At 70.9% G+C, this 21,708-nt stretch carries 19 protein-coding genes; 13 read left to right on the forward strand and 6 right to left on the reverse strand.

Annotated elements, in window-relative coordinates; all coding sequences use genetic code 11:
* Positions 1-7 precede the first annotated feature (7 nt).
* The 5 genes from Q8A52_RS40500 to Q8A52_RS40520 all read left to right on the forward strand — a co-directional run bounded on the left by Q8A52_RS40500 (position 8) and on the right by Q8A52_RS40520 (position 4,853).
* Positions 8-955 (forward strand): MerR family transcriptional regulator, encoded by a 948-nt coding sequence (locus Q8A52_RS40500; RefSeq protein WP_316761464.1) that lies wholly within the window; start codon positions 8-10, stop codon positions 953-955.
* Positions 956-1,099: 144 nt separating this feature from the next.
* On the forward strand, positions 1,100-1,774 hold the full coding sequence (locus tag Q8A52_RS40505) for a hypothetical protein (protein ID WP_316761466.1): 675 nt from the start codon (positions 1,100-1,102) through the stop codon (positions 1,772-1,774).
* A gap of 161 nt (positions 1,775-1,935) precedes the next feature.
* Positions 1,936-2,181 carry a ferredoxin gene (locus Q8A52_RS40510; RefSeq protein ID WP_316761468.1) on the forward strand — a complete coding sequence of 82 codons (246 nt, stop codon included), beginning with the start codon at positions 1,936-1,938 and terminating at the stop codon, positions 2,179-2,181.
* Positions 2,171-3,562, forward strand: a complete 1,392-nt coding sequence (locus Q8A52_RS40515; RefSeq protein WP_316761471.1) for an NAD(P)/FAD-dependent oxidoreductase — start codon at positions 2,171-2,173, stop codon at positions 3,560-3,562. Before Q8A52_RS40510 ends, Q8A52_RS40515 begins: the two co-directional genes overlap by 11 nt.
* Positions 3,563-3,617: 55 nt before the next feature.
* Positions 3,618-4,853: a cytochrome P450 gene (locus Q8A52_RS40520; protein WP_316761473.1), complete on the forward strand. Its 1,236-nt coding sequence runs from the start codon at positions 3,618-3,620 to the stop codon at positions 4,851-4,853.
* Positions 4,854-4,899: 46 nt separating this feature from the next.
* Here the strand turns inward: Q8A52_RS40520 and Q8A52_RS40525 are convergent, their stop codons facing one another.
* Together Q8A52_RS40525 and Q8A52_RS40530 are read right to left on the reverse strand one after the other, a co-directional pair.
* Positions 4,900-5,766, reverse strand: coding sequence for a YhjD/YihY/BrkB family envelope integrity protein (locus tag Q8A52_RS40525; RefSeq protein WP_316761475.1), 867 nt, complete (start codon positions 5,764-5,766; stop codon positions 4,900-4,902).
* A 200-nt stretch (positions 5,767-5,966) separates the two neighbouring features.
* Positions 5,967-7,589: a trypsin-like serine peptidase gene (locus Q8A52_RS40530; RefSeq protein WP_316761477.1), complete on the reverse strand. Its 1,623-nt coding sequence runs from the start codon at positions 7,587-7,589 to the stop codon at positions 5,967-5,969.
* Here Q8A52_RS40530 and Q8A52_RS40535 point away from each other — a divergent pair.
* Complete coding sequence (locus Q8A52_RS40535; RefSeq protein ID WP_316761480.1) at positions 7,582-7,854, forward strand: hypothetical protein; 273 nt, start codon at positions 7,582-7,584, stop codon at positions 7,852-7,854. The genes Q8A52_RS40530 and Q8A52_RS40535 overlap by 8 nt on opposite strands.
* Positions 7,855-7,987: 133 nt before the next feature.
* Here Q8A52_RS40535 and Q8A52_RS40540 read toward each other — a convergent pair whose 3' ends face one another.
* The 3 genes from Q8A52_RS40540 to Q8A52_RS40550 all read right to left on the reverse strand — a co-directional run bounded on the left by Q8A52_RS40540 (position 7,988) and on the right by Q8A52_RS40550 (position 12,217).
* Complete coding sequence (locus tag Q8A52_RS40540; RefSeq protein ID WP_316761483.1) at positions 7,988-9,844, reverse strand: peroxidase family protein; 1,857 nt, start codon at positions 9,842-9,844, stop codon at positions 7,988-7,990.
* A 61-nt stretch (positions 9,845-9,905) separates the two neighbouring features.
* On the reverse strand, positions 9,906-11,816 hold the full coding sequence (locus tag Q8A52_RS40545; protein WP_316761485.1) for a GMC family oxidoreductase: 1,911 nt from the start codon (positions 11,814-11,816) through the stop codon (positions 9,906-9,908).
* Positions 11,813-12,217, reverse strand: coding sequence for a hypothetical protein (locus Q8A52_RS40550; protein ID WP_316761487.1), 405 nt, complete (start codon positions 12,215-12,217; stop codon positions 11,813-11,815). The genes Q8A52_RS40545 and Q8A52_RS40550 overlap by 4 nt, the downstream gene beginning before the upstream one ends.
* A 240-nt stretch (positions 12,218-12,457) precedes the next feature.
* Here Q8A52_RS40550 and Q8A52_RS40555 point away from each other — a divergent pair, with 240 nt between their 5' ends.
* From Q8A52_RS40555 to Q8A52_RS40560, 3 genes are read left to right on the forward strand one after another with little or no spacing between them, the layout of a single operon-like run.
* Positions 12,458-13,327, forward strand: coding sequence for a hypothetical protein (locus tag Q8A52_RS40555; RefSeq protein ID WP_316761491.1), 870 nt, complete (start codon positions 12,458-12,460; stop codon positions 13,325-13,327).
* A gap of 42 nt (positions 13,328-13,369) precedes the next feature.
* Complete coding sequence (locus Q8A52_RS49320) at positions 13,370-14,137, forward strand: LLM class flavin-dependent oxidoreductase (RefSeq protein WP_408649339.1); 768 nt, start codon at positions 13,370-13,372, stop codon at positions 14,135-14,137.
* A complete protein-coding gene (locus Q8A52_RS40560) occupies positions 14,029-14,277 on the forward strand; it encodes a hypothetical protein (protein WP_361620427.1) in 249 nt (82 codons plus the stop codon). Before Q8A52_RS49320 ends, Q8A52_RS40560 begins: the two co-directional genes overlap by 109 nt.
* Positions 14,278-14,290: 13 nt before the next feature.
* Here the strand turns inward: Q8A52_RS40560 and Q8A52_RS40565 are convergent, their stop codons facing one another.
* Positions 14,291-15,496: a chitinase gene (locus Q8A52_RS40565; protein WP_316761494.1), complete on the reverse strand. Its 1,206-nt coding sequence runs from the start codon at positions 15,494-15,496 to the stop codon at positions 14,291-14,293.
* A gap of 463 nt (positions 15,497-15,959) precedes the next feature.
* On the opposite strand from Q8A52_RS40565, the gene Q8A52_RS40570 reads away from it, so the two are divergent.
* The 4 genes from Q8A52_RS40570 to Q8A52_RS40585 all read left to right on the forward strand — a co-directional run bounded on the left by Q8A52_RS40570 (position 15,960) and on the right by Q8A52_RS40585 (position 21,687).
* Positions 15,960-19,334 (forward strand): pyruvate carboxylase, encoded by a 3,375-nt coding sequence (locus tag Q8A52_RS40570; RefSeq protein WP_316761577.1) that lies wholly within the window; start codon positions 15,960-15,962, stop codon positions 19,332-19,334.
* 129 nt (positions 19,335-19,463) lie between these two features.
* Positions 19,464-20,258, forward strand: coding sequence for an SGNH/GDSL hydrolase family protein (locus tag Q8A52_RS40575; RefSeq protein ID WP_316761496.1), 795 nt, complete (start codon positions 19,464-19,466; stop codon positions 20,256-20,258).
* Positions 20,259-20,314: 56 nt separating this feature from the next.
* Entirely contained in the window at positions 20,315-20,881 is a 567-nt protein-coding gene (locus Q8A52_RS40580) for a PadR family transcriptional regulator (RefSeq protein ID WP_316761498.1), read from the forward strand.
* Positions 20,882-21,066: 185 nt separating this feature from the next.
* Positions 21,067-21,687, forward strand: coding sequence for a TetR/AcrR family transcriptional regulator (locus tag Q8A52_RS40585; protein ID WP_316761501.1), 621 nt, complete (start codon positions 21,067-21,069; stop codon positions 21,685-21,687).
* Positions 21,688-21,708 lie beyond the last annotated feature (21 nt).

Genomic DNA, 21,708 nt, shown 5'->3' on the forward strand with positions numbered 1-21,708 from the left:
TGGGGGCATGGACGGCGGCACCCTCTACTCGATCGGTGAGCTCGCCCGGCGCACCGGGCTGACGGTCAAGACGATCCGGTTCTACTCCGATCGCGGCATCCTGCCGCCGGCCGACCGCACCCCCGCCGGTTATCGCCGTTACGGCCCCGAAGCCGTCGCCCGCCTCGCCTTCGTGCGGACGCTGCGTGAACTCGGACTCGGCCTGGACGCGATACGGCACGTCGTGGACCGGCAACTCGCCCTCCCCGAGGTCGCCGCGGAGCACGCCGCCGCGCTGGACATGCAGATCCGCGTCCTGCGCCTGCGCCGGGCGGTGCTGACGGCCGTGGCCGAACGGGAGCCGACCCCCGAGGAGATGGAACGCATGCACCAACTGGCCAAGCTGTCCGAAGCCGAACGCAGGCGTCTGACCGACGACTTCCTGGACGCCGTCTTCAACGGCCCCGCCGGGCCGGGCGACAACTCCGGCCTTGCCGCGGCCCGTCGCTCGATGACTCCCGAGCTGCCCGACAACCCCTCGGACGAGCAGGTCGGTGCATGGGTGGAGCTGGCGGAACTGTCCCTCGACCCGGACTTCCGGACCAGTGTGCGGCGCCTGGCCGAGGACCAGAGTGCCGGGCCGGCCGATGACGGCCCCGTCCCGCCGCGACCCGACGTCGTCGCCGTCGCCCGCGACGCGGTGGGCGCTGCCGTGGCATCCGGAATGAGCCCGGAATCGCCCCGGGCCGACGCCGTCGTGGCGACCCTCACCGCACGGTGCGCGCTCGCCGGCGTCCGCGCCGACGACGCCGAAGCACGGCGGTGGCTGCTGGAGCGTCTGGAGACCGCGATCGATCCGCGCAGGGACCGTTACTTCCAGCTGCTCGCCCTGATCAACGGCTGGCCTGCCCCGGAACACCTCGCCCCGCTGCTCACCTGGACCGTGACGGCACTGCGCGTCCGGGCGCCTCGATGACGGGGCGGTTGCGGGCCGCGGCTCCCCGCAGGTGACGGACCGGGCTCTGTGCCGTACGGGTGTCTCCCGGTGGCGGGTCCGGTGGGGAGGAGGCTTGCTGGTGGCGGGGGCCGCCGGAACCGCCGGAGAGGAAGCGAGCCGCGCATGCAGAACATCGGGCCGGGGGAGCAGGCACTGCAGACCCCGCGGGCAGCCGGGCTGGCGGGGATCGTCTTCGCGCTGCTGCTCGCGGCCGCCATCGTCCTGATCCGGCTCGGGATTCCCCAAGGCGCCGACGCGGTCACCGTCCAGGGGTTCACCGACTCGGCGCGACGCGGTGCAGTGCGCGCGGCCCTGGAGCTGGTGCCGTTCGCCGGTATCTTCTTCCTGTGGTTCGTCGGCGCCGTACGTGCCCATGTCGGCGACGCCGAGGACAAGTTCCTCGCCACCGTCTTCCTCGGCAGCGGCCTGGTCTTCACCGCCACCATGTTCGGCGCGGCAGCGGCGGCCTGGGCCGTGCTGGCCACCCATCAGCCCTCCGGCGCCGCCCCCGGGCTGCCCACCTGGAACTTCGGCCGCCACTTCGCGTACACGCTGATGACCGGGTATGCGATGCGCATGGCTGCTGTCTTCGCGGGCTCCCTCTCGGTGCTGGGGCGCCGCCTCGGCGTCCTGCCCAGATGGCTCACCGCGCTCGGCTTCCTCACCGCCCTGACCCTGCTCTTCATCGCGCCGAACCTCCCCTGGTCCGAGCTGGTGTTCCCGGGATGGTCGCTGCTGTTGAGCGCATACATCCTCGCGGTGAACGGTCGTCGCCGGCGGGCCGCCACGGTCGGGTGAGGACACCGCCGCGCGGTGTCACCCGATCGGCATGTCCCGGCGCGCGCGGCCACGTCCCGGCTTCCATGCTGGCGTGCGGGAGATGACCGCAGTCCCGAGGCGATTGCCCGCCGTGCGGGTGGAGCGCCGACGGACCTGGCCGCCGAAAGGGCGGAGCGTCGATGAGGCTTGTCGTCGATCTCAACAAATGCCAGGGGTACGCGCAGTGCGCGTTCCTCGCACCGGATGTCTTCGCCATGCACGGCGAGGAGTCGCTCGTCTACAACCCGCGGGCCGAGGCGGAGCAGCGCGAGAGGCTCGCGCGCGCGGTCGCCGCCTGCCCCGTGCAGGCCATCACGGCCGACGGGCTGGACGGCGTGGGCGGCGCGTCCTCGGCACCCGCTCGGGAGTCGTCCGATGCCGGCTGACTACCTGGACTGGCTCCGGCGCGAGGGCCGGATCGTCATCGTGGGCGCCTCGCTCGCCGGACTGCGGGCCGCCGAGACGCTGCGCGACGAGGGCTTCGCCGGTTCGCTGACCCTGATCGGCGACGAGCCCTACGAGCCGTACGACCGGCCGCCGCTGTCCAAGGCGGTTCTGCTGGGCAAGGCGGACCCGCGCCACACCGAGCTGCCCCGGCGCCGCGAGATCGACGCCAAGTGGCGCCTGGGCGTCCCCGCGACCGGCCTGGACATGACGGCGAAGCGGGTCAGGCTGGCCGACGGCGACGAGGTCGAGTACGACCGCCTGCTGATCGCGACCGGCGTACGGGCCCGGCCCTGGCCCAAGGAGCCGGAGGCCCAGCTCGACGGCGTCTTCGTGCTGCGCACCCGGGACGACGCGGTCGGACTGCACCGGCGGCTGAAGGCCGGTCCGCGCCGGGTGTTCGTCATCGGCGCCGGGTTCACCGGTTCGGAGATCGCCTCCGCCTGCCGGGAGCAGGGCATCCCGGTCACCCTCGCGGAGCGTGCGGGCGCGCCCCTGGCGGGTGCCCTGGGCGGGGTGATCGGTGCGGTCGCCGCGGACATGCACCGGGAGAACGGAGTGGACCTGCGCACCGGCGTCATGGTCACCGCGCTGGAGGGCGACTCGGTCGGCCGGGTGCGCGCCGTCCATCTGTCCGACGAGAGCGTCGTGGAGGCGGACGTCGTGGTCGTCTCGCTCGGCGCCACCCGCAACACCGAGTGGCTGACCGGATCCGGGCTCGGCGCGGGCCCCCGGGGCATCGCCTGCGATGCGGGCTGCCGTGCCTTCGACTTCCGGGGCATCGTCACCGACGACATCTTCGTCGCGGGCGACGTCGCACGGTCCCCGCACGCGCTGTTCGGCTACCAGTTCCTCTCCCTCGAACACTGGGGCAACGCCGTCGCGCAGGCCGAGACCGCCGCGCACAACATGATCAGCCCCAGCAGCGATCGCCGCCCACACCTGTGGGTGCCCGCCTTCTGGTCGTCGCAGTTCGGCGTGAACATCAAGTCGGTGGGCGTACCGCCCATGGGCGAGGAGCTCATGATCACGCAGGGCTCGCTGGCCGAGCGCCGTTTCGTCGGGGTGTACGGCTACCAGGGCCGGATCATCGCCGCCGTGAGCTTCGACAACACGCGGTGGCTGGAGTTCTACGAGCGGATGATCGAGACGGGCGCGCCGTTCCCGGTGGAGTTCCCCACGGTGGACCGCCGTCCCGAGGGCCGCACGCCGGTAGCGGCCGACTTCCCCGATCCGTCGCTGCCGACCCACGGCCCGACCGTGACCCTCAGCGGTTACTCACCGGCCGACCGCCAACTGGTCTTCACCCCGGCCCGGCACTGACCGACGGCCGGCCCCGCTCGACGTCCGCCCGGACCTGCACGCCCAAGGACCCCTCATGACGCAAGCCTCGATCCTGCGGCAGATCACCGACTACTCCAATCGTGCCAACCCGTATCCGCTGTACAAGGAGCTCCACAAGACGCCGGTGCTGCAGGACGAGGAGGGCGGTCCGTACGTCATCAGCTCGTACTGGGACATCAAGGGCCTGCTCCACGACCCGCGGATCAGCTCCGACGCCGCCAACCTCGCCGCCGCGGGCGACGACCAGGCGGGGATCGAGGAGACGGGGCTGCCGCCGAGCTTCATCCGGCTCGACCCGCCGGAGCACGACCGGCTGCGGCGCATCGCCAACAGTGCCTTCGGTCCGCCGCACCAGCCCCGTCGGATCGAGTCCATGCGTGGCGAACTCGCCCAGATCGTCTCCGATCTGATCGACGGCCTCGGGGACGAGCGGCAGATCGACCTCGTCGACCAGTTCGCCTACCCCTTCCCGGTGACCGTGATCTGCCGGCTGCTCGGAGTGCCGCGCGAGGACGAGCCGCGATTCCGCGCCTGGGTCGACCCGCTCGTCGCCTCTCTCGATCCGGACACCCGCGAGAGTGCCACCGCCGAGTTCCGCAAGTCGGCGCAGGAAGCACGGATGCAGCTGGGCATGTATCTGGCCGGGCTGGTCGAGGAGCGCACCAAGAATCCTCGCGACGACATGCTGACCGACCTGGCGACCAGCCGCGGCCCGGACGGCGCCATGACGATGATGGAAGTGCTCAGCACGGCGGTGCTGCTGCTCATCGCGGGCCACGAGACCACCGTCAACCTGATCACCAACGGCATGCTCACCCTGCTGCGCCACCCGGACGTCCTGCAGCGCCTGCGCGACGATCCCGGACTGTCCGTCAACATCGTGGAGGAGTTGCTGCGTTACGAGCCACCGGTACAGCTCGTGCCGCAGCGCACCTGCATCGCCGACATCGAGCTGCGCGGGGTCACCATCCCGAAGGGCTCCCGCATCTGGCTCGTCCTCGCGGCGGGCAACCGGGACCCGGAGCGCTTCCAGGACCCCGACCGCTTCGACCCGGACCGCGGGGACATCCAGCACCTCGGCTTCGGCAGCGGCATCCACAGCTGCTTCGGCGCCCCGCTGGCCCGCCTGGAGGCTCAGATCGCGCTGTCGGAACTGGCCCGCCGGCTCGGCAACCCCCGTCTGGTCGAGGACCCGCCGCCGTACCGCCCGAACGCGGTGCTGCGTGGCCCGCGCCATCTGACCATCGCCTTCGACGACCTGCTCCCCTAGGCCCTGCCGGCCCTTGCCGCACCGGACGTCGGGCCGAGTGCCGGAGCTACTCCTTGGCCCGGCGGTGCGGGATCTGTTCCCGGGCGGACTGCCAGCGTGAGCGTGCCAGTGCGACCACGCTGTCCCACTGGCGGCGGACCTCCCTCTCCGAGGGGCGCTGTCCCCGCCGGATCCGGCCGAGTTCGTCCCGTACCTCACGCCCGATCGCGGAGGACCCGACGATGACGAGCATGGCGCCGAAGAGGCCGGAGATCATCGCGAACACGGCTCCGACCGAGCCGTACCGGGAGGCGTAGGAGTTGAACAGACGCGGCATGTAGACCGTCGCGCCCACCTGATAGACCCCGGTCAGCAGGGACGCGGTCACCGCGAACGGGAACAGGTCGACCCAGCCGATCCGGTTGGCGGACAGGAGCCGGCCGCTCCACAGGAGGAAGCCCGCGGTCACCGGCACGTCGCACAGCGCGGCGGCCAGACCCAGCCGTCCCGGCGGAAGGACCGCGTACAGCCAGCCGCTGACCGCCAGATAGCCACCCAGGGCGAGAATCCACCACAGGCCCTTGCGGGTGTTGCGCACGCTGAGCGGCTTGAGCTCCCAGGTCTGTTCGAACAGCCGCTGCGAGGTCCGTGCGAAGCTCAGCGCGGAGATGGTCAGGAACACCACCCCGAACACGCCCACGCTCGAACTCGTCTCCCCGGCGGGCGTGAAGAGGGAGGTGACCGCTTCGGCGCCGCCCCCGGTGAGGTGGTAGCGGGTGATGATGCGGTTCGCGACGTCATTGCCGTGCGCGATGTTGTCGAAGACGACTCCGAGGACGATCGCGAGCGGGATCAGCGCCGTCAGCGCGCTGGACGCCAGAGCCATCGAGCGGTCGAAACCCACGATCTTCTGGAACCGGTTGATGACGCGCAACGCGAAGTCAGGACGCAGCCAGAACGTCAGCGTTCTGACGAGGCGTTCGCGGTTGATCGTTGCCAGGCCTGTCTCCGGGAAGATCGGGTCCGGTGGGGCGGCGCCAGCCTAACGGGCGATCAGGCGCACGGCGGGGGGACTCGCGTCCGCTCCCGACCGTCACCCGCCCGGCCCATCGGGCCGGCGCGCGCCGTGCGGAGTCACCCGGCCACGAGGTGGCCGCCGATCGTCGAGGCGACCTCGGCGTGGGAGAGGTACTCCACGATGCTGTGGGCCCGGTCGCGGGCGTTGAGGACGGCGAGGTCGACCAGTCCGTCCGCCCAGTCGTCGGCCAGCGGGCAGCCGATGGCCACCGCGTCGGTCGGACACCACGCGTTGAGCCAGTCCGCCACGTTGTCGGGCCGCTTCGGCCCGCCTACGAGCAGTCTGCGGTACACACTGTCCAGGCCCAGCGGGCTGCCCGCCGTGGTCAGGTGCACGGCGTGCACGCCGGGGGACAGCCGTGTGGTGAGGTCCAGGCCGACGACCGTGCCCAGGCTGTGGCTGACGAGGACCACGTCTCCCTCGTCCGGCATCGCTTCGAGCACACAGTCGAGCACTTCGTCCCGGATGCGCCGGTCGTCGAGGTAGGCGGCCACGTCACGGAAGACCAGGGCGATGGCCCACGCGTCGACGTCGCTGCGGGCGGCCAGCCAGCTCAGCTGCTTCTGCAGCCTGCCCACCACGTCCGGCAGGCCGATCCGTTCGGTGGCCAGATGCCTCTCCTGCGGCATGTCCCAGGCGGCGGCCGCCTCGCCGATGATCTCCTCGTACACCGCGCGGGCGGTGGGCGAGGCCGGCGCGACCACCTCCGCCGCCCTGGCGGCCGGCGCCTCGACGACGTGCGGGACGGCCTCGTGCGCGGTGAGGGCCTGCACCAGCCGGTCGCCGTAGAAGGGGAACCAGACATCGGCGGGGTCGACCGGCGCAAGCCCGGCGCGGACGAGCCCCTGATTGAGCCCGGCCGCCCACTCGCGGCGGAGCTTCTCGGGGTCCTTGCCCTCCTGGGAACGGCCGTGCAGGAAGACCAGGTGCCGATGGCCGCCGAACGCTCCGCCCCGGGCCCGAAGTCCCGCCGGCGCGACGGTCCGTCCGGCTGCCGGGCGCGGTACGGACACCGCGGGAGCCGGTGCGGGAGCGGTCACGGCCTCCGCCGCGCCCAGGCCGGACTCGGCACCCATCTCCCGCAGCAGCGGGGAACCGGGGCGCAGCGTGGCGAGGTGCTTCAGGACGGAGCTGACGCGCACCCCCTCGTTGGCCACCCAGTCGATGGCGTCGTCGCCGTCGGCGGGCTGCCAGACCTGCCCGTCGCGACGCAGCGTGCGGCCCTGGTCGTCGGTCCTGGGCACACCGCTGTGGTGCAGGGCCACGACCTCCCACTGGTCGTTGAAGACGGGGGAGCCCGAATTGCCGGGCTCGGTGTCCGTCTTGTAGTGCAGGAAGTCGTCGAGCCGGAGCTGGAGCATGTTGTCGCGGACGGCGATCTCCTTGAGGCGGCCCATCGGATGCCCGACGATGTTGACCGGCTCGCCGATGACGAGCTTTCCCGGCTGGGCGCTGAGCCGGTTCCAGCCGAACGTCTCACCGGGCGGCCGGCCGTCCGGTCCGGCGGCGACCATCACCAGGGCGAAGTCGAGGCGCTCGTCGGCGGCGAAGAAGCCGCCGGGATCGAGCTCGAGGCGGGTCACCGGCTGCGGTGTGTTGTCGATGGTGACCTGGGCGTCGAACTCCACGAAGCACTGCCGGGCCGCGTCCGCGTCGGTGAGCACATGATGGTTGGTCATCAGCAGGTTCGGCGACACCAGGAAACCGGTGCCGAGCGGCAGTTCGCGGCCGTTCTCCCGAAGTGAGATCCGGGCGACGGTGCGCGCCGCCCGGGCCGCGGGGCAGGAAGCTCCACGCCTGCAGCTCCTTGGACACCCCGAGGATGCGCTCGTACGCGGCGGGTGCGGCCAGCGGCTGCGCGCGTACGGCCTCCACCACCAGGGCGGCCGGCACGGCATGCCGGTCCAGCAGGCGCGCGGCGCGCGCGGCGATTGCCTGCGGTGAGTCGGGGAAGTCCACTCCGGCGTCCCGCTGTCGCTCCACGGCCTGCCGCTGGTCGCTGGTCTCGCGATACCGCGTGGCGGCCGCCGCGACCTGGCGGTCCCGCTGCTCGCGGGACCGCTCCTCCGCCGCCATCTCAGGTCCCCGTCCGGCCGGCGGTGTGCCACGGCACGAAGGCGTTGGTCAGTCCCGCGAGGGCCGTGCGCAGTTCGGGGTGGTGGCGCAGCAGCACGGTGACCATGCTGTTGTCGTCGATCCAGGCCATGCCTGCCTTGGAGTACACCTCGGGGGTGTAGTACTCGGTGAAGAACCGGTCGCTGTTCAGCCGGCGCGAGGCCATCAGGATGAAGATGCGGAACGCCGTGTCGCTGAAGGCGAATCCGGCGGGCAGCTTCTCCGCGTACAGCCCGACCATCAGGTCGACCTTCTCGATGTCGCCGTCGTAGAGCCACTCGATCTGCTCGGCCCACGCCCGGTTCTCCGTCAGCTCGAGGAAGTTCTCCGCGGGCTTGAGCCGCAGCAGCCGCCGGAACTCGTTGTAGCGGGGGACGCCCAGCTCCCGGGAGCGCAGGATGTCGGTGGCGGCCAGGTCCTGGAAGTGACCGTCGGGGCGCTCGAACTCCTGCAGGAACTTGGGGAAGTTGTGCAGGGTGACCAGTCCCGGGTGCAGCGTGCCGAAGCTGTAGAGCAGATCGGACATTTCCGTGGTCTCCAGGAACTTGAGTGCTCCGGGGCCCGAGATGTCGCGCAGGGTGCAGTGGCGCAGGGACGAGTCGTCCGTGGCGGAGCGCAGGTGCCACTCGTCACGGATGAGCGGGTGCATGCGGTAGACGGCGACGAACTCCTCGGTGAGGGAGTACGGGACGCCGTAGTGGTCCGTCTTGCCGCCCGGGATGCCGCTGATGACCTCGCTGTCGCTGATCCGGCCGAAGAGGTTGTGCGCGCGTTCGCCGGCGATGCCCCACCAGTTGGCGCGCAGCGCCTTGACGGTGGTGGGGTGGCTGATCACGGCCGGGGTCCACTCCACGGTGTGGATCTTGGCGAGGAGTGCGGCGTTGACCAGCCGGGCGCGCTGGAACAGCTCCTCGTCGTCCCAGGACGGGTAGATGGCGTGCAGATGGTCGCAGATCGCGTTGTGCTCCCGGGTGAACAGGTCGTGCATCATGGCCAGGCCGAGCCAGAAGCCGGGAACCTGTGAGGGGTCCTGGGACGGGTCGGAGGGGATGGGGGACTGCTCGTCGTCCCACAGATGCAGCTTGCCCGTCCGGCCGGTGCGCATCTGGCGCTGCTCGGCCTCGTTCTTCCCGTAGATCTGGGACGCGTCCCACCAGTGGGAGGACACGTTCACGCGGGTGTCGGGCGTGCCGGCCGGCGCCAGTGGGTCGCGGGTCGGGTCGTCCGGGGTCCGCATGATCTTCATGGGGTGTTCCGGCCACGGGTCGTCGTCCATGAGGGGCACTTCCCAGGGCCGGTCCGCGGGGCTCGTACCGTGGCTGAACCAGTCGCGGATCATGAACTGCAGCCAGGCGGCGACCAGGGAGTTGACCGATTCGGCCGGGACCAGTTCGTCACGGGTGAGCAGCTCGCGGCTGACCTGGCGCGGGTTCGGCCTGGACAGCACGTCCTTGGGCGCGGCCGGGGCGATCGACTCCAGGGGGATGTTCCGGCCGAAGCGGGTACCCGCCATGCCCATGCGGGGTTCACCGAGGTCGTTGTGGCTGCCGTCCGCTGTCCGGTTGATCCGGTGGCTCGCGGAAGGAGGCGCGGGATCGGGTAGATCGACCGAGGGCAGGACGCCGGTGTCGTGCAGGTTCTTCTGCCGGAGCCTGACCCGGAGTCCGAGGAGCGTCAGCAGGCCCGCGATGACGGGGAGCTTGTCCCAGCCGATGCGGCGGTCGGCGTATTCGGCGAGGTCGGTGATGATCCGCCAGGGCAGGGACGTACGGTATCCGGCTGTCGCGGACCCCCCTGCGGCGCGTCGTTGCTTGCTCATCGTGCTGCTCCTTCGCTGGCTCCTGCTCGTCTCGCGTCGGGGACGACGAGCCCGCGCCGGTTCAGGCGCGGGCGGCGTCGCCGAGGATCACGTCGCTCGCCTTCTCACTGATCATGTAGATGGGGGAGGCGACGAAAAAGCCGGGAATGCGGGGGAAGACCGAGGCGTCGACGATTCGCAGGCGCTTCACCCCGCGCACCCGGAAACGGCTGTCGACGACGGCCGAGGGATCGTCCGCGCGTCCCATCCGGCAGGTGCAGGAGGCGTGGTGTCCCCAGGCCTCGTCCTGGACGAAGCGGCGGATGTCGTCGCGGCCGTCGACCTCCTCACCGGGCCACAGCTCCTTGAGGATCACGGACCCCGCCCTGCGGTTCATGCCGCGCACGAACTCCACCGCACCGGCCACCGCTTCGAGGTCCAGTCCGGCCTTGTCCGTGCCCTCGTCGAAGTAGTGGAAGTTCACCAGCGGGGTGTCCCGCGGGTCGGCGGAGCGCAGTCGCACCCGGCCCCCGGTGTTGTGGGTGCGGCTCTTGAGGATGGCCCAGGTGAAGCGGTCCTTGTGACCCGTCAGGTCGAGCGAGTAACCGGGACGGTAGCCCCGGAAGTCGAAGGGGCCGCCGAAGATGAACAGGTCGGGTACGTCGAGTTCGGGCCGGGACTTGCGGGTGATGCCGAGGACGGCGCCGTTGGTCGTGTACAGGCCTTCGCCGCGCTGCCAGGCCCGGTAGCAGCGGTCGGGTTCGGTTCCCGGCTGCGGCGCATGGAAGCCGCAGTCCTTGATGACCGGGAACTCGCGGTCCATCTGGCTGACCACGCCGACCTCGTAACGGTCCTGCAGATTGGCGCCCACGCCCTGGAGGTCGACGCGCACCGGGATCCCGTGCGCCTGCAGCTCCGCACGCGGTCCGATGCCCGAGAGCATCAGCAGCTGGGGCGTGTTGAAGGCACCGGCGGCCAGTATCACCTCGCGGGAGACGAGGACCCTGCGCAGCACCGGCGCTCCGGTGACCGGCCGGACGGCCGGGTCGGCCCCGTACACGTGTGCCTCGTCGAGGTAGTCGACACCGGTCGCCGCACCGCTCGCGTCCACCACGACGCGGGCCGCCAGGGCGTTCGTCCGCACCACCAGATTGCCGGGGTGGCTGCGCTGCACCGCCTGGACGCGCTCGCGCACAGCGCTGCGCCGCCCGTCCGCCGTGGAGATCGGGATCTGCCACAGGCCCTGCAGCGCATGGGTCTGCGCCCGCCAGTCGTTGGGGTCGACGAAGGAGCCGAGCCCCTCGAGCGGGGAGAGCGGCCGGTCGAGGAAGTCGGCGAGCGTGTCCTGCGCCGCGGAGAGGATGACCTTCAGCAACTGCTTGTCCTGGACTGCCAGTTCGGGGTCGGCGAGGGCGGTCGGCAGCCAGCCGTCGAATCCGTGCCGGGCGTCGTTGCGGTAGCGCGCGGCCACGAAGGGCACGCGTCTGAGCAACGCGGCCAGCACCGGGCTGTCGGGCAGTGCCTTGGGCCTCGGCCGGTAGGCGCAGCGCTCCAGCCGCTCGAAGTACCGGCGCATGGCGGCGCTCTGCCAGGACGGGTCGCCGGTCTCCGCCGCGATGGCGTCCCAGTCACGGTTGTACGGATACACGGTGATCAGCGCGTGGTGCGCGGTGCATCCGCCGACCGTCCCGGCGCGCGGATACAGGATGCCCTTGCCCGGGACGAACTTGCTGTCGCGTCGGTGCTGCTGATCGTCGGCGTAGTGCCGTACGAAGTAGTTCCAGCACTGGACGGGGTCTTCGGAGGCGTCCGCGTGGAAGGCGGGCACCAGATAGTTGTCGTTCTCCTCGGCGCCACCCGCGTCGAGCAGCAGGGTGCGCATGCCCGCGGCGGCCAGGTTGGCCGCGAGCGGCCCGCCGCCCGCGCCGGCCCCGATGACGACATAGTCGAAACCCGTCTCGGCGGCCGGAGCGGCGCCGGGCTCCGCGGTCACTTCCGCTTCCCCTTCAGGGGGTTGGTGAGCGAGGTGGCCGCCAGCACGGTATTGCCGGCCGAGATGAGCGTGGTCAGCGCCGCGGTGCGGGGCGGGACCTGGCCGCTGATGCCGAGCATCGCCGCCGTCGCGGTGTCGCTGCCGTGGATGAGCACGCCCTCGGACAGATCCTGCCGCAGCTGCTCGCCGTCGTGCGCCAGCAGGGCGAGGCCGAGCAGGACCGTACGGATTCCGAAGAGCCGGAAGGCGTAGACGGCCGCCGGGCTGGGCGGCTCGCGGCCGGGGTCGAGGCGACGGATGAGGAGATCCGGTGCCAGGAGTCCCGCGGCACCGTTGAAGAGCCGTATGGCGGCGAGTGCGTAGACCGCGGCAGGGCGGGGGACGGCAAGATCCGTGGCCATGTTGTCTCCAGGGGGTGCGGTGATTCTTGCGGTGACGGGATCTACCGCCGAACCTCGCGACACGGGAGAGGCGGACCCTGGAACGCTCCAACTACCACGTTATGGGACCAATTGGCCGCCTGCACCTTGAGGACATGACAGTCATGACGGGACATGAGTCAACCCGAGGTGTGATCCACACGTCTATACGGTGGCGGGAGGCAACAGTGACCGGCGGACAGCCCCTGCCAGGGGGAGTTCATGAGTGCTGGAGTGGGTGGGGAGTCGGCTTCCGCGGTCTCGCGGGTCGTGTCGTGGGTCTGGCGTGTGCTGCGGGACGAGTGGCGGGGCATCATCGTCGAACCCTTACGGCAGCTGCTGCGACGCAGGCTGTCCGGGCTCTTCCTGGCCTTCGTGGCCGCGTTCGGGGTCGTCTTCTTCCACGACATCGCCCAGCACCCGGCCGGGGCGAGAGCGGTGTGGCTGCTCGGGGGCGTCAAGGCCGACCTGCCGCTGTGGCTGTCCCTGCTGCGCACGCCGGTGTCGCTGTACGTGCCTGCGCTCGATCTGCCGGTGTGGGCGGGCATCACCCAGCTGTTCCTGGCCTTCGCCCTGGCCGAACTCTCGCTCGGCCGGGCCAGAACCCTGTTCGTCGCCTACGCCACCACATTGGCCGGCACGCTCACCGCCCGGGTGATGATCGCCCTGGGTCCCGGCTGGTGGGGCTTCGGGCTGCCGCCCGAGTGCGGGAAGGTGCTCGACACCGGGCCGTCCGCGGCGGTGGTCGGCCTTTTCACCTACATCGCGGTGATCCGGCGCGCGCCCGTCGTCTTCAGCCTGACCGGCGGGTCGATGGTGTGGGAGTCGATCGCGGTGCCCAACCTGGCCGGCCGTGAGCATCTGATCGCGGTGGGCGCGGCGATCGTCCTGGGGCTGTGCCACGGACGCCGGGAGTGGCTGCCGGGGACCGCTCCGGGTACCCTGCCGAGCCCGGCCCTCGGTGGTGCGCAGGGAAATTCCGGACCGCGGGTTTCCGCCGTTTTCCTCGAACGTTTGTATAGCTCTCCCGCATCGTCTCCATCAAGAATGAGCAGAAGCCTTTCCCGTGAATCCGGGAAGACGAAGACATAGCGATCTTCTAATTCCCTGCCAGACTCCCCGCCATTGCCTGAAGTGGCCCATTTGATAAATCGGGGGGCGCGGGTCCATGAAGGTCGGTGTGACGCTGCCCGGCAGGCGGAGGCGGCCGCGTTCGACTCGGTCTGGTGCTTCGACCACCTGCTCTTTCGTGAGGGTGACGGCCCCACCGAGGGATTCTCGGAATCCTGGACGACGCTCAGTGCGCCGGCCGGGGCCACCCACCGGATCGAACTGGGCACGCTCGTCCTCTGCACCGCTTTCCGGAATCCGGCCGTCCTCGCCAAAATGGCGGCCACGCCCGACTCCATCAGCAACGGTCGGCTCATTCTCGGACTGGGTTCCGGCCGGCACCGGCCGGAATTCGAGGTGTTCGGTCTGGATTTCGACGGCCGTTGTTCCTGGGTCCTCGACAAGGTGCGGGCCGCCTGCGCGGACGTCGGCCGGGAGCCGTCGTCCCTGGGGCTGACCGCCGGCGTGCACGTCGTACCGCTCGCCGAGACCACCGCGACGGACCCGCACCGACCGGTGCTCACGGGCGAGCCCGCGGACATCGAAGGGGTTCGCCGGCTACCGCGACCTCGGTGTCGAACACCTCGTCTGCAATGTTCGACCCGACCGAGGAGGGGACCTCACGCGAATGCCCGTTGTCAGTGGTGCCTGCGACCCTGCACACCATGGATGAGCAGGAGTTCATGCGCGGCAGGGTGTACGGGGCCGATCACGACGACGCGGGCCCCCGGCCGGGCCACACCTATGTGCAGTTGGTCGGGGGACCGCTGGACGGGCTGTTGCTGGACCTGACGGACCGGTCCGACGGGTCGCCGGGGGAGCAGGTGGCGCTGGTGACCGAGATAGGCCGCTACGGCCCCGGCGGCCGGGCCTTGTACGCGCCCCGTCCGAGCGACGGCCGCCGCTACGACTGGCGCGGCGACGTGCCCTGAGGGCCCGGCCGCCTCAGCAGGCGCCCTCGTCCTGCCAGGGACCCCACTCAAAGGCGCCGGGCACCTCGTTCTGGGTCCACCACTTGGCCTTCCAGTTGTGTTTGTTGTACGAGACCTCGTTGCCGTTCGTGTACACCGCCGTGGCACTCCAGGCCGGCTTGCACGAGGTGCCCGGTGGCGTCGGCGTGGGAGTGGGCGCGGGGGGCGGGGTGGCTCCGGCGAACCTCACCGAGTACTTGGCGAAGTCCCAGGAGTTCTGGGCCACGCTGGAGCAGGTGCCGGAGGTGCGGCCGCCGTTGTCGGCGGGGGTGCACTGGCGGTCGCGGTTGAGGGACCAGAAGGTGAAGCGGTCCATGTTGTGGCTCGTGGCGTAGTCCAGGACGGTCTGGAAGTCGGCCTGGGAGAAGTACTCGCCGGTGTCGCTGCGGCCGTTCATCCCGGAGAAGCCCTCATGGGCGTAGGCGGTCGCCTGGTCCCAGCCGAAGGTGGACTGCAGGATGGAGTTGAAGTTGGTGAGGGCGCCGGTCTGGGAGGCCGCCCCGTTGAACCCGCCGTCGAACGGCATGATGGAGAAGTTGTTCGGGGTGAACCCCTGCGACTTCGCCTCCAGCAGCATCTGCTTGCCGAACCAGCCGGTGCCGTCCGCGGTGCCCGCCGTGGTGACGGAGACGTAGAGGCCGGGGTTGTTCTGCTGCAGCATCTTGGCGGCGCCGATCTCGTTCCTGATCGCCGCCGTGTTCTCGTACTCCGGCTCCTCCAGGTCGAAGTCGATGGCGTGCAGCCCGTACTTGGTGATGACCTGCTGGTAGGCCGCCGCCGTGGATGCCGCGTCCGGGCACGTCTGGCCCAGCTTGGTGCCGCCGTATCCGCCGATGGAGACGGAGACGTCGCCGCCCTTGGCGCGGATCGTGTTGACGACCGACTGGACGGCGGTGTCCGAGGAGACGGGCGCCGTGCCGCCCCAGGTGGGGGAGCAGCCGCCGCCGTTGGGGGCGAGGACGAAGGCGAGCTGGAAGGCTTTGAGGCCGGTGGCGTCCATGATGGCCGCCGGGTCCGGCGGGTCGTTGTCCAGGGGCATCAGATAGGGGGCGGCGGCGTACCACCGGTTGCTCAATGCGGTGGTCGCGCCCGAGGCGTTGCCCGCGACGAGCGCGGTCGTGCCCGCCGCGGCGAGCCCGACGGCGGCCGCCGCGCCCAGACATGCGCGAAGACGTCTCACTGCCTGCCTCCAGAGGGGTGGGGGGAGAGTTGCCCCAGCCTCCGGGAGCTGTCGCGACCACGTCAATAGGTTGGTCTAGTCCAGGATGCACTTTGGACTAGACCATACGCTTTCTTTACCGTCGCCCGTACCGACGAAGCCGATCGGTGCGGGCGGGCGGCGCATCATTCGCCCGGAACGTGGTTGACGCAACGGCATCGGCGGGCATCCCATGGGCATATGTGAAAGGCAAGACGGGATACCGAGTGCAGCTTTGGCGCGAGAAGTCAGGGTTTGCGTTCAACATGCCGAAATCACCCGACCGGGCCTGCCGAGTTGCACCCTCCCGACCCCGGCCGCGATGTCAATGTGATGTTTCCCGCCTTCAGCGAGCCACGGGCACACCCCTAACGTGGCCGCGTGGCACGGCAAGGGGATGGCCGACACCATGGTGTTCGTCGCCGGCAGGCTGAAGGGATCGAGAATGTTCCGCAAGGTGCTGGTCGCCAACCGTGGCGAGATCGCGATTCGCGCGTTCCGCGCAGGTTATGAGCTGGGGGCGCGGACGGTAGCCGTCTTCCCCTACGAGGACCGCAATTCGCTGCACCGGCTGAAGGCCGACGAGGCCTATGAGATCGGGGAACCGGGCCATCCCGTGCGGGCGTACCTCTCCGTCGAGGAAATCGTCGGCGCCGCCCGCCGGGCGGGAGCGGACGCTGTCTACCCGGGCTACGGCTTCCTGTCCGAGAACCCCGAACTGGCCCGCGCCTGCGAGGAGGCGGGCATCACGTTCGTCGGGCCGAGCGCCCAGACGTTGGAGCTCACCGGGAACAAGGCCCGCGCGGTGGCCGCCGCCCGCGCGGCCGGCGTGCCGGTGCTCGGCTCCTCCGCCCCCTCCAACGACGTCGACGAACTGGTGCGCGCCGCCGAGGACATCGGTTTCCCGGTGTTCGTGAAGGCGGTCGCCGGCGGCGGCGGACGCGGTATGCGCCGTGTCGAGGACCCCGCCCAGCTGCGCGAGTCCATCGAGGCGGCGTCGCGTGAGGCGGCCTCCGCGTTCGGTGACCCGACCGTCTTCCTGGAGAAGGCCGTCGTGGAGCCCCGCCACATCGAGGTGCAGATCCTCGCCGACGGGGACGGCAACGTCATCCACCTGTTCGAGCGCGACTGTTCGCTCCAGCGCCGTCACCAGAAGGTGATCGAGCTGGCCCCCGCACCCAACCTCGACCCGGAGCTGCGCGACCGGATCTGCGCCGACGCGGTGCGCTTCGCCCGCGAGATCGGCTACCGCAACGCGGGCACCGTGGAGTTCCTGCTCGACCGGGACGGCAACCACGTCTTCATCGAGATGAACCCGCGCATCCAGGTCGAGCACACGGTGACCGAGGAGGTCACCGATGTCGACCTGGTGCAGGCTCAGTTGCGCATCGCCTCCGGTGAGACGCTGGCCGACCTCGGGCTGTCGCAGGAGACCGTGACCCTGCGTGGAGCCGCGCTGCAGTGCCGTATCACCACCGAGGACCCGGCCAACGGCTTCCGCCCGGACACCGGCCGCATCAGCGCCTACCGCTCGCCCGGCGGTTCGGGCATCCGCCTCGACGGCGGCACCACGCACGCGGGTACGGAGATCAGCGCGCACTTCGACTCGATGCTGGTGAAACTCACCTGCCGGGGACGGGACTTGAAGGCCGCGATCGGCCGGGCCCGGCGTGCCGTCGCCGAGTTCCGCATCCGCGGTGTGGCCACGAACATCCCGTTCCTGCAGGCCGTCCTCGACGACCCGGACTTCCAGGCCGGGCGGGTCACGACATCGTTCATCGAACAGCGGCAGCACCTGCTCACCGCCCGATCCTCCGCGGACCGCGGCACCAAGCTGCTCACCTACCTCGCCGACGTCACGGTGAACAAGCCGCACGGCGAGCGTCCCGAGCTGCTCGACCCGCTCACCAAGCTGCCGCCGCTGCACGCCGGTGAGCCGCCCGCGGGCTCCCGGCAGCGCCTCGTCGACCTCGGCCCGGAGGGCTTCGCCCGCTGGCTGCGCGAGTCGCCGACCATCGGAGTCACCGACACCACCTTCCGCGACGCCCACCAGTCGCTGCTCGCCACCCGGGTGCGGACCAAGGACCTGCTCGCCGTCGCCCCGGTCGTCGCGCGGACCCTGCCCGAGCTGCTGTCCCTGGAGTGCTGGGGCGGCGCCACCTACGACGTCGCCCTGCGCTTCCTCGCCGAGGACCCCTGGGAGCGGCTGGCCGCCCTGCGCGAGGCCGTCCCCAACATCTGTCTGCAGATGCTGCTGCGCGGCCGCAACACCGTCGGCTACACGCCGTACCCGACCGAGGTGACCGACGCCTTCGTCCAGGAGGCCGCGGCCACCGGCATCGACATCTTCCGGATCTTCGACGCCCTCAACGACGTCGGCCAGATGCGGCCCGCCATCGACGCCGTACGGGAGACCGGCACGGCCGTCGCCGAGGTCGCCCTCTGCTACACCTCCGACCTGTCCGACCCGAACGAGCGCCTGTACACCCTGGACTACTACCTCCGCCTGGCCGAGCAGATCGTGGCGGCGGGCGCCCACGTCCTGGCCGTCAAGGACATGGCCGGGCTGCTGCGTGCCCCGGCCGCGGCCAAGCTCGTCTCGGCGCTGCGCCGGGAGTTCGACCTGCCGGTGCACCTGCACACCCACGACACCGCGGGCGGCCAGCTGGCCACCTACCTCGCCGCGATCCAGGCGGGCGCGGACGCGGTGGACGGGGCGGTGGCCTCGATGGCCGGGACGACCTCGCAGCCGTCGCTGTCGGCGCTCGTGGCCGCGACCGACCACTCCGAGCGGCCCACCGGCCTCGACCTGCAGGCGGTCGGCGACCTGGAGCCGTACTGGGAGAGCGTCCGCCGCATCTACGCGCCGTTCGAGGCGGGCCTCGCCTCCCCGACCGGACGCGTCTACCACCACGAGATCCCCGGCGGCCAGCTGTCCAACCTGCGTACCCAGGCGGTCGCCCTGGGCCTCGGCGACCGCTTCGAGGACATCGAGGCGATGTACGCCGCCGCCGACCGGATCCTGGGCCGCCTGGTGAAGGTCACCCCGTCGTCGAAGGTGGTCGGTGACCTCGCGCTGCACCTGGTCGGCGCGGGAGTGAAGCCGGAGGACTTCGAGACGACGCCCGACAAGTACGACATCCCCGACTCCGTGATCGGCTTCCTGCGCGGCGAGCTGGGCACCCCGCCCGGCGGCTGGCCCGAGCCGTTCCGCACCAAGGCGCTCCAGGGGCGCGCCGACGCCAAGCCGGTGCAGGAGCTGGCGGCCGAGGACCGCGAGGGCCTGGAGAAGTCGCCGCGCGCGACCCTCAACAGGCTGCTGTTCCCCGGCCCGACGCGCGACTTCGACACCCACCGCCAGGCGTACGGCGACACCAGCGTCCTGGACAGCAAGGACTTCTTCTACGGTCTGCGTCCCGCCAAGGAGTACGCCGTCGACCTGGAGCCGGGCGTACGGCTCCTGATCGAGCTCCAGGCCATCGGCGAGGCCGACGAGCGCGGTATGCGCACCGTGATGTCGACCCTCAACGGCCAGCTCCGGCCGATCCAGGTGCGCGACAACGCGGCGGCCTCCGACGTACCGGTCACCGAGAAGGCCGACCGGGCCAACCCGGGCCATGTGGCGGCACCGTTCGCCGGTGTGGTGACCCTCGCGGTCGCCGAGGGCGACGAGGTGCAGGCGGGTGCCACCGTCGCCACCATCGAGGCGATGAAGATGGAGGCCACGATCACCGCCCCGAAGGGCGGCACGGTGTCGCGGCTGGCCATCAACCGGATCCAGCAGGTGGAAGGCGGCGACCTGCTGGTCGAACTCTCCTGACCCGCTCGCCCCGGCGCCCCGGCGGCCGGACCGGAGGAATCGGTCCGGCCGCCGATCTGCGCACCCCTGCTATAGTCAACTGTGCACATAGGTGCCGAAGTGATTAAGGCGTGGGAAGGCGGTCGCCCGGTGCCGGTCGGGGAGTATCCGCGCTACGTCGCCCTGGGCGACAGCCAGACCGAAGGCCTCGGTGACGGGGACGACATCGGTGGTCTGCGAGGGTGGGCCGACCGCCTGGCCGAGCTGATCGCCGGCGGAAATCCTGATCTGCTCTACGCCAACCTCGCCGTACGCGGCCGCCTGGCCGGGCAGGTGCGGGCCGAACAGCTCGCCCCGGCGCTCGCGATGCGGCCGGACCTCGCGACCGTGGTCGCCGGAGTGAACGACGTGCTGCGTCCCCGCTTCGACGCCGACGAGGTGGCCGCCCACCTGGAGGCGATGTATGCCGCGCTGAGGGGACAGGGCGCCCGCGTGGCGACGCTCACCTTCCCCGACGTCTCCCGCATCACCCCGCTGGCCCGCCCCCTCGCCCACCGGGTGCTCGCCCTCAACGACCGCATCCGGGAAGCCGCCGGGCGCCACGGCGTCGTGGTGGCGGAGACTTCCCACCATGCGGTGGTGACCGATCCCCGGCTGTGGAGCCCCGACCGGCTGCACGCAAGCCCCCTCGGCCATGAACGCATCGCGGCCGCGATGGCCCACGCCCTCGAACTGCCGGGCAGCGACGACAGTTGGACGCGACCCCTTCCCCACGGGCGGACGCCCTCGGCGCTGCGGGCCGCGGGCGCCGAACTCCGCTGGGCCGGCTCCTTCCTGGGGCCCTGGCTCGTCCGCCGGATCCGGGGCCGCTCGTCCGGCGACGGCCGCAGGGCCAAGCGACCCGCGCTGCTCCCGGTGGCCGCGCTCGCCGAGGAACCCTCCTGACCGAGCCCCGGACAACTCCCCTCAATCAGTGATCAACGAGCTGTTAGGTTGAGTTCATGGCTCTGCGCAATGCGGTGATGGCGGCACTCCTGGAGGGCGAGGCGTCCGGATACGACCTCGCGAAGGGGTTCGAGGCCTCGGTCGCCAACTTCTGGATGGCCACACCGCAGCAGATCTACCGGGAACTCGAGCGCATGGAGAGCGAGGGCCTGGTCTGCGCGCGCCTGGTCCACCAGGAGCGCAGGCCGAACAAGCGGCTCTTCTCCCTCACCGGGGCCGGCCGTGAAGCCGTGCGTGCCTACACTGCCGAACCCTCCAGCAAACCCATGGCCATCAGGGACGAGTTGATGGTCAAGGTCCAGTGCGTCGACGTCGGCGACCTGGCGGCCGTACGGGCCGGGATCACCGAGCGGGTGGAGCGGTCGGCCGCCAAGCTGGCCCGCTTCGAACGCATGCGGGAACGTCTGCTGGCCGGCCGCACCGAGGAGGAGTACCTCGTCACGGCAGAGCGCGTCGGCCCGTACCTGACCCTGCTGGGCGGTCTGGCCCTGGAGCGGGCGAACGTGAAATGGGGTCAGACGGTCCTGAAGACGCTGGAGCGGCGCGCCTCGATGCCCATCTAGATCGCAGGCCGGCGCTCACGTAGATCGCAGGCCGGCGCTCACGCCGCCCTTCGGCAGTCATACCCTCGCCTTCGAGGACGCCGGCGGAGCTGGCGGCCGGCCAGTGGCCCGACCGCACCCCCCCCATCCGCTCGACAGGCCCGCGCTCGCACCGGCACATAGTCGACCGGTCGTACACTCGCACCATGGGACGCACCAGCGACGCCAGGGGGAAGATCCTCAGCGCCGCGCAATCGCTCATCGAGCTGCGTGGCTATTCCGCCCTGGGGGTGGCCGAGATCTGCAAGACCGCCGGTGTGCCCAAGGGGAGCTTCTACTACTTCTTCGAGTCCAAGGAAGCCCTCGCTCTGACCGTCATCGACGAGCACTGGGCCGCCCAGCGACGCGACTGGACGCGCGTTCTGACCAGCGAGGCGGAGCCGCTGCACCGGCTGCGCCTGCTGTTCGAGGAGACGGAGGCCGAACAGCGCGCGGGGCAGCAGAGCTGCGGGACCGTGTCGGGCTGTCTGTTCGGGAACCTCTCGCTGGAGATGAGCAACCACACCGAGGCCATCCGTGCACGGCTGCAGCAGATCTTCGACGCACAGGTCGAGATGGTCGACGGGGTGATCACCGAGGCCCTCGGACGGGGCGAGGTCACCGTGACCGACACCCGGGAGGCCGCGCGGTCCGTGGTCGCCCAGTTGGAGGGGCAGGTGCTGTTCGCCAAGCTCTACAACAACACCGGACGGCTCGGCCCGCTGTGGGCGAACTGCCTGGCCCTGCTCGGCGCCCCGGCGGCAGGGGCGCCCGTGGTCCGCGTCTGACGGCCCCCCTGCCCGCGTCCG

It is taken from the genome of Streptomyces herbicida, assembly GCF_032656585.1.
GTDB lineage: Bacteria > Actinomycetota > Actinomycetes > Streptomycetales > Streptomycetaceae > Streptomyces > Streptomyces herbicida.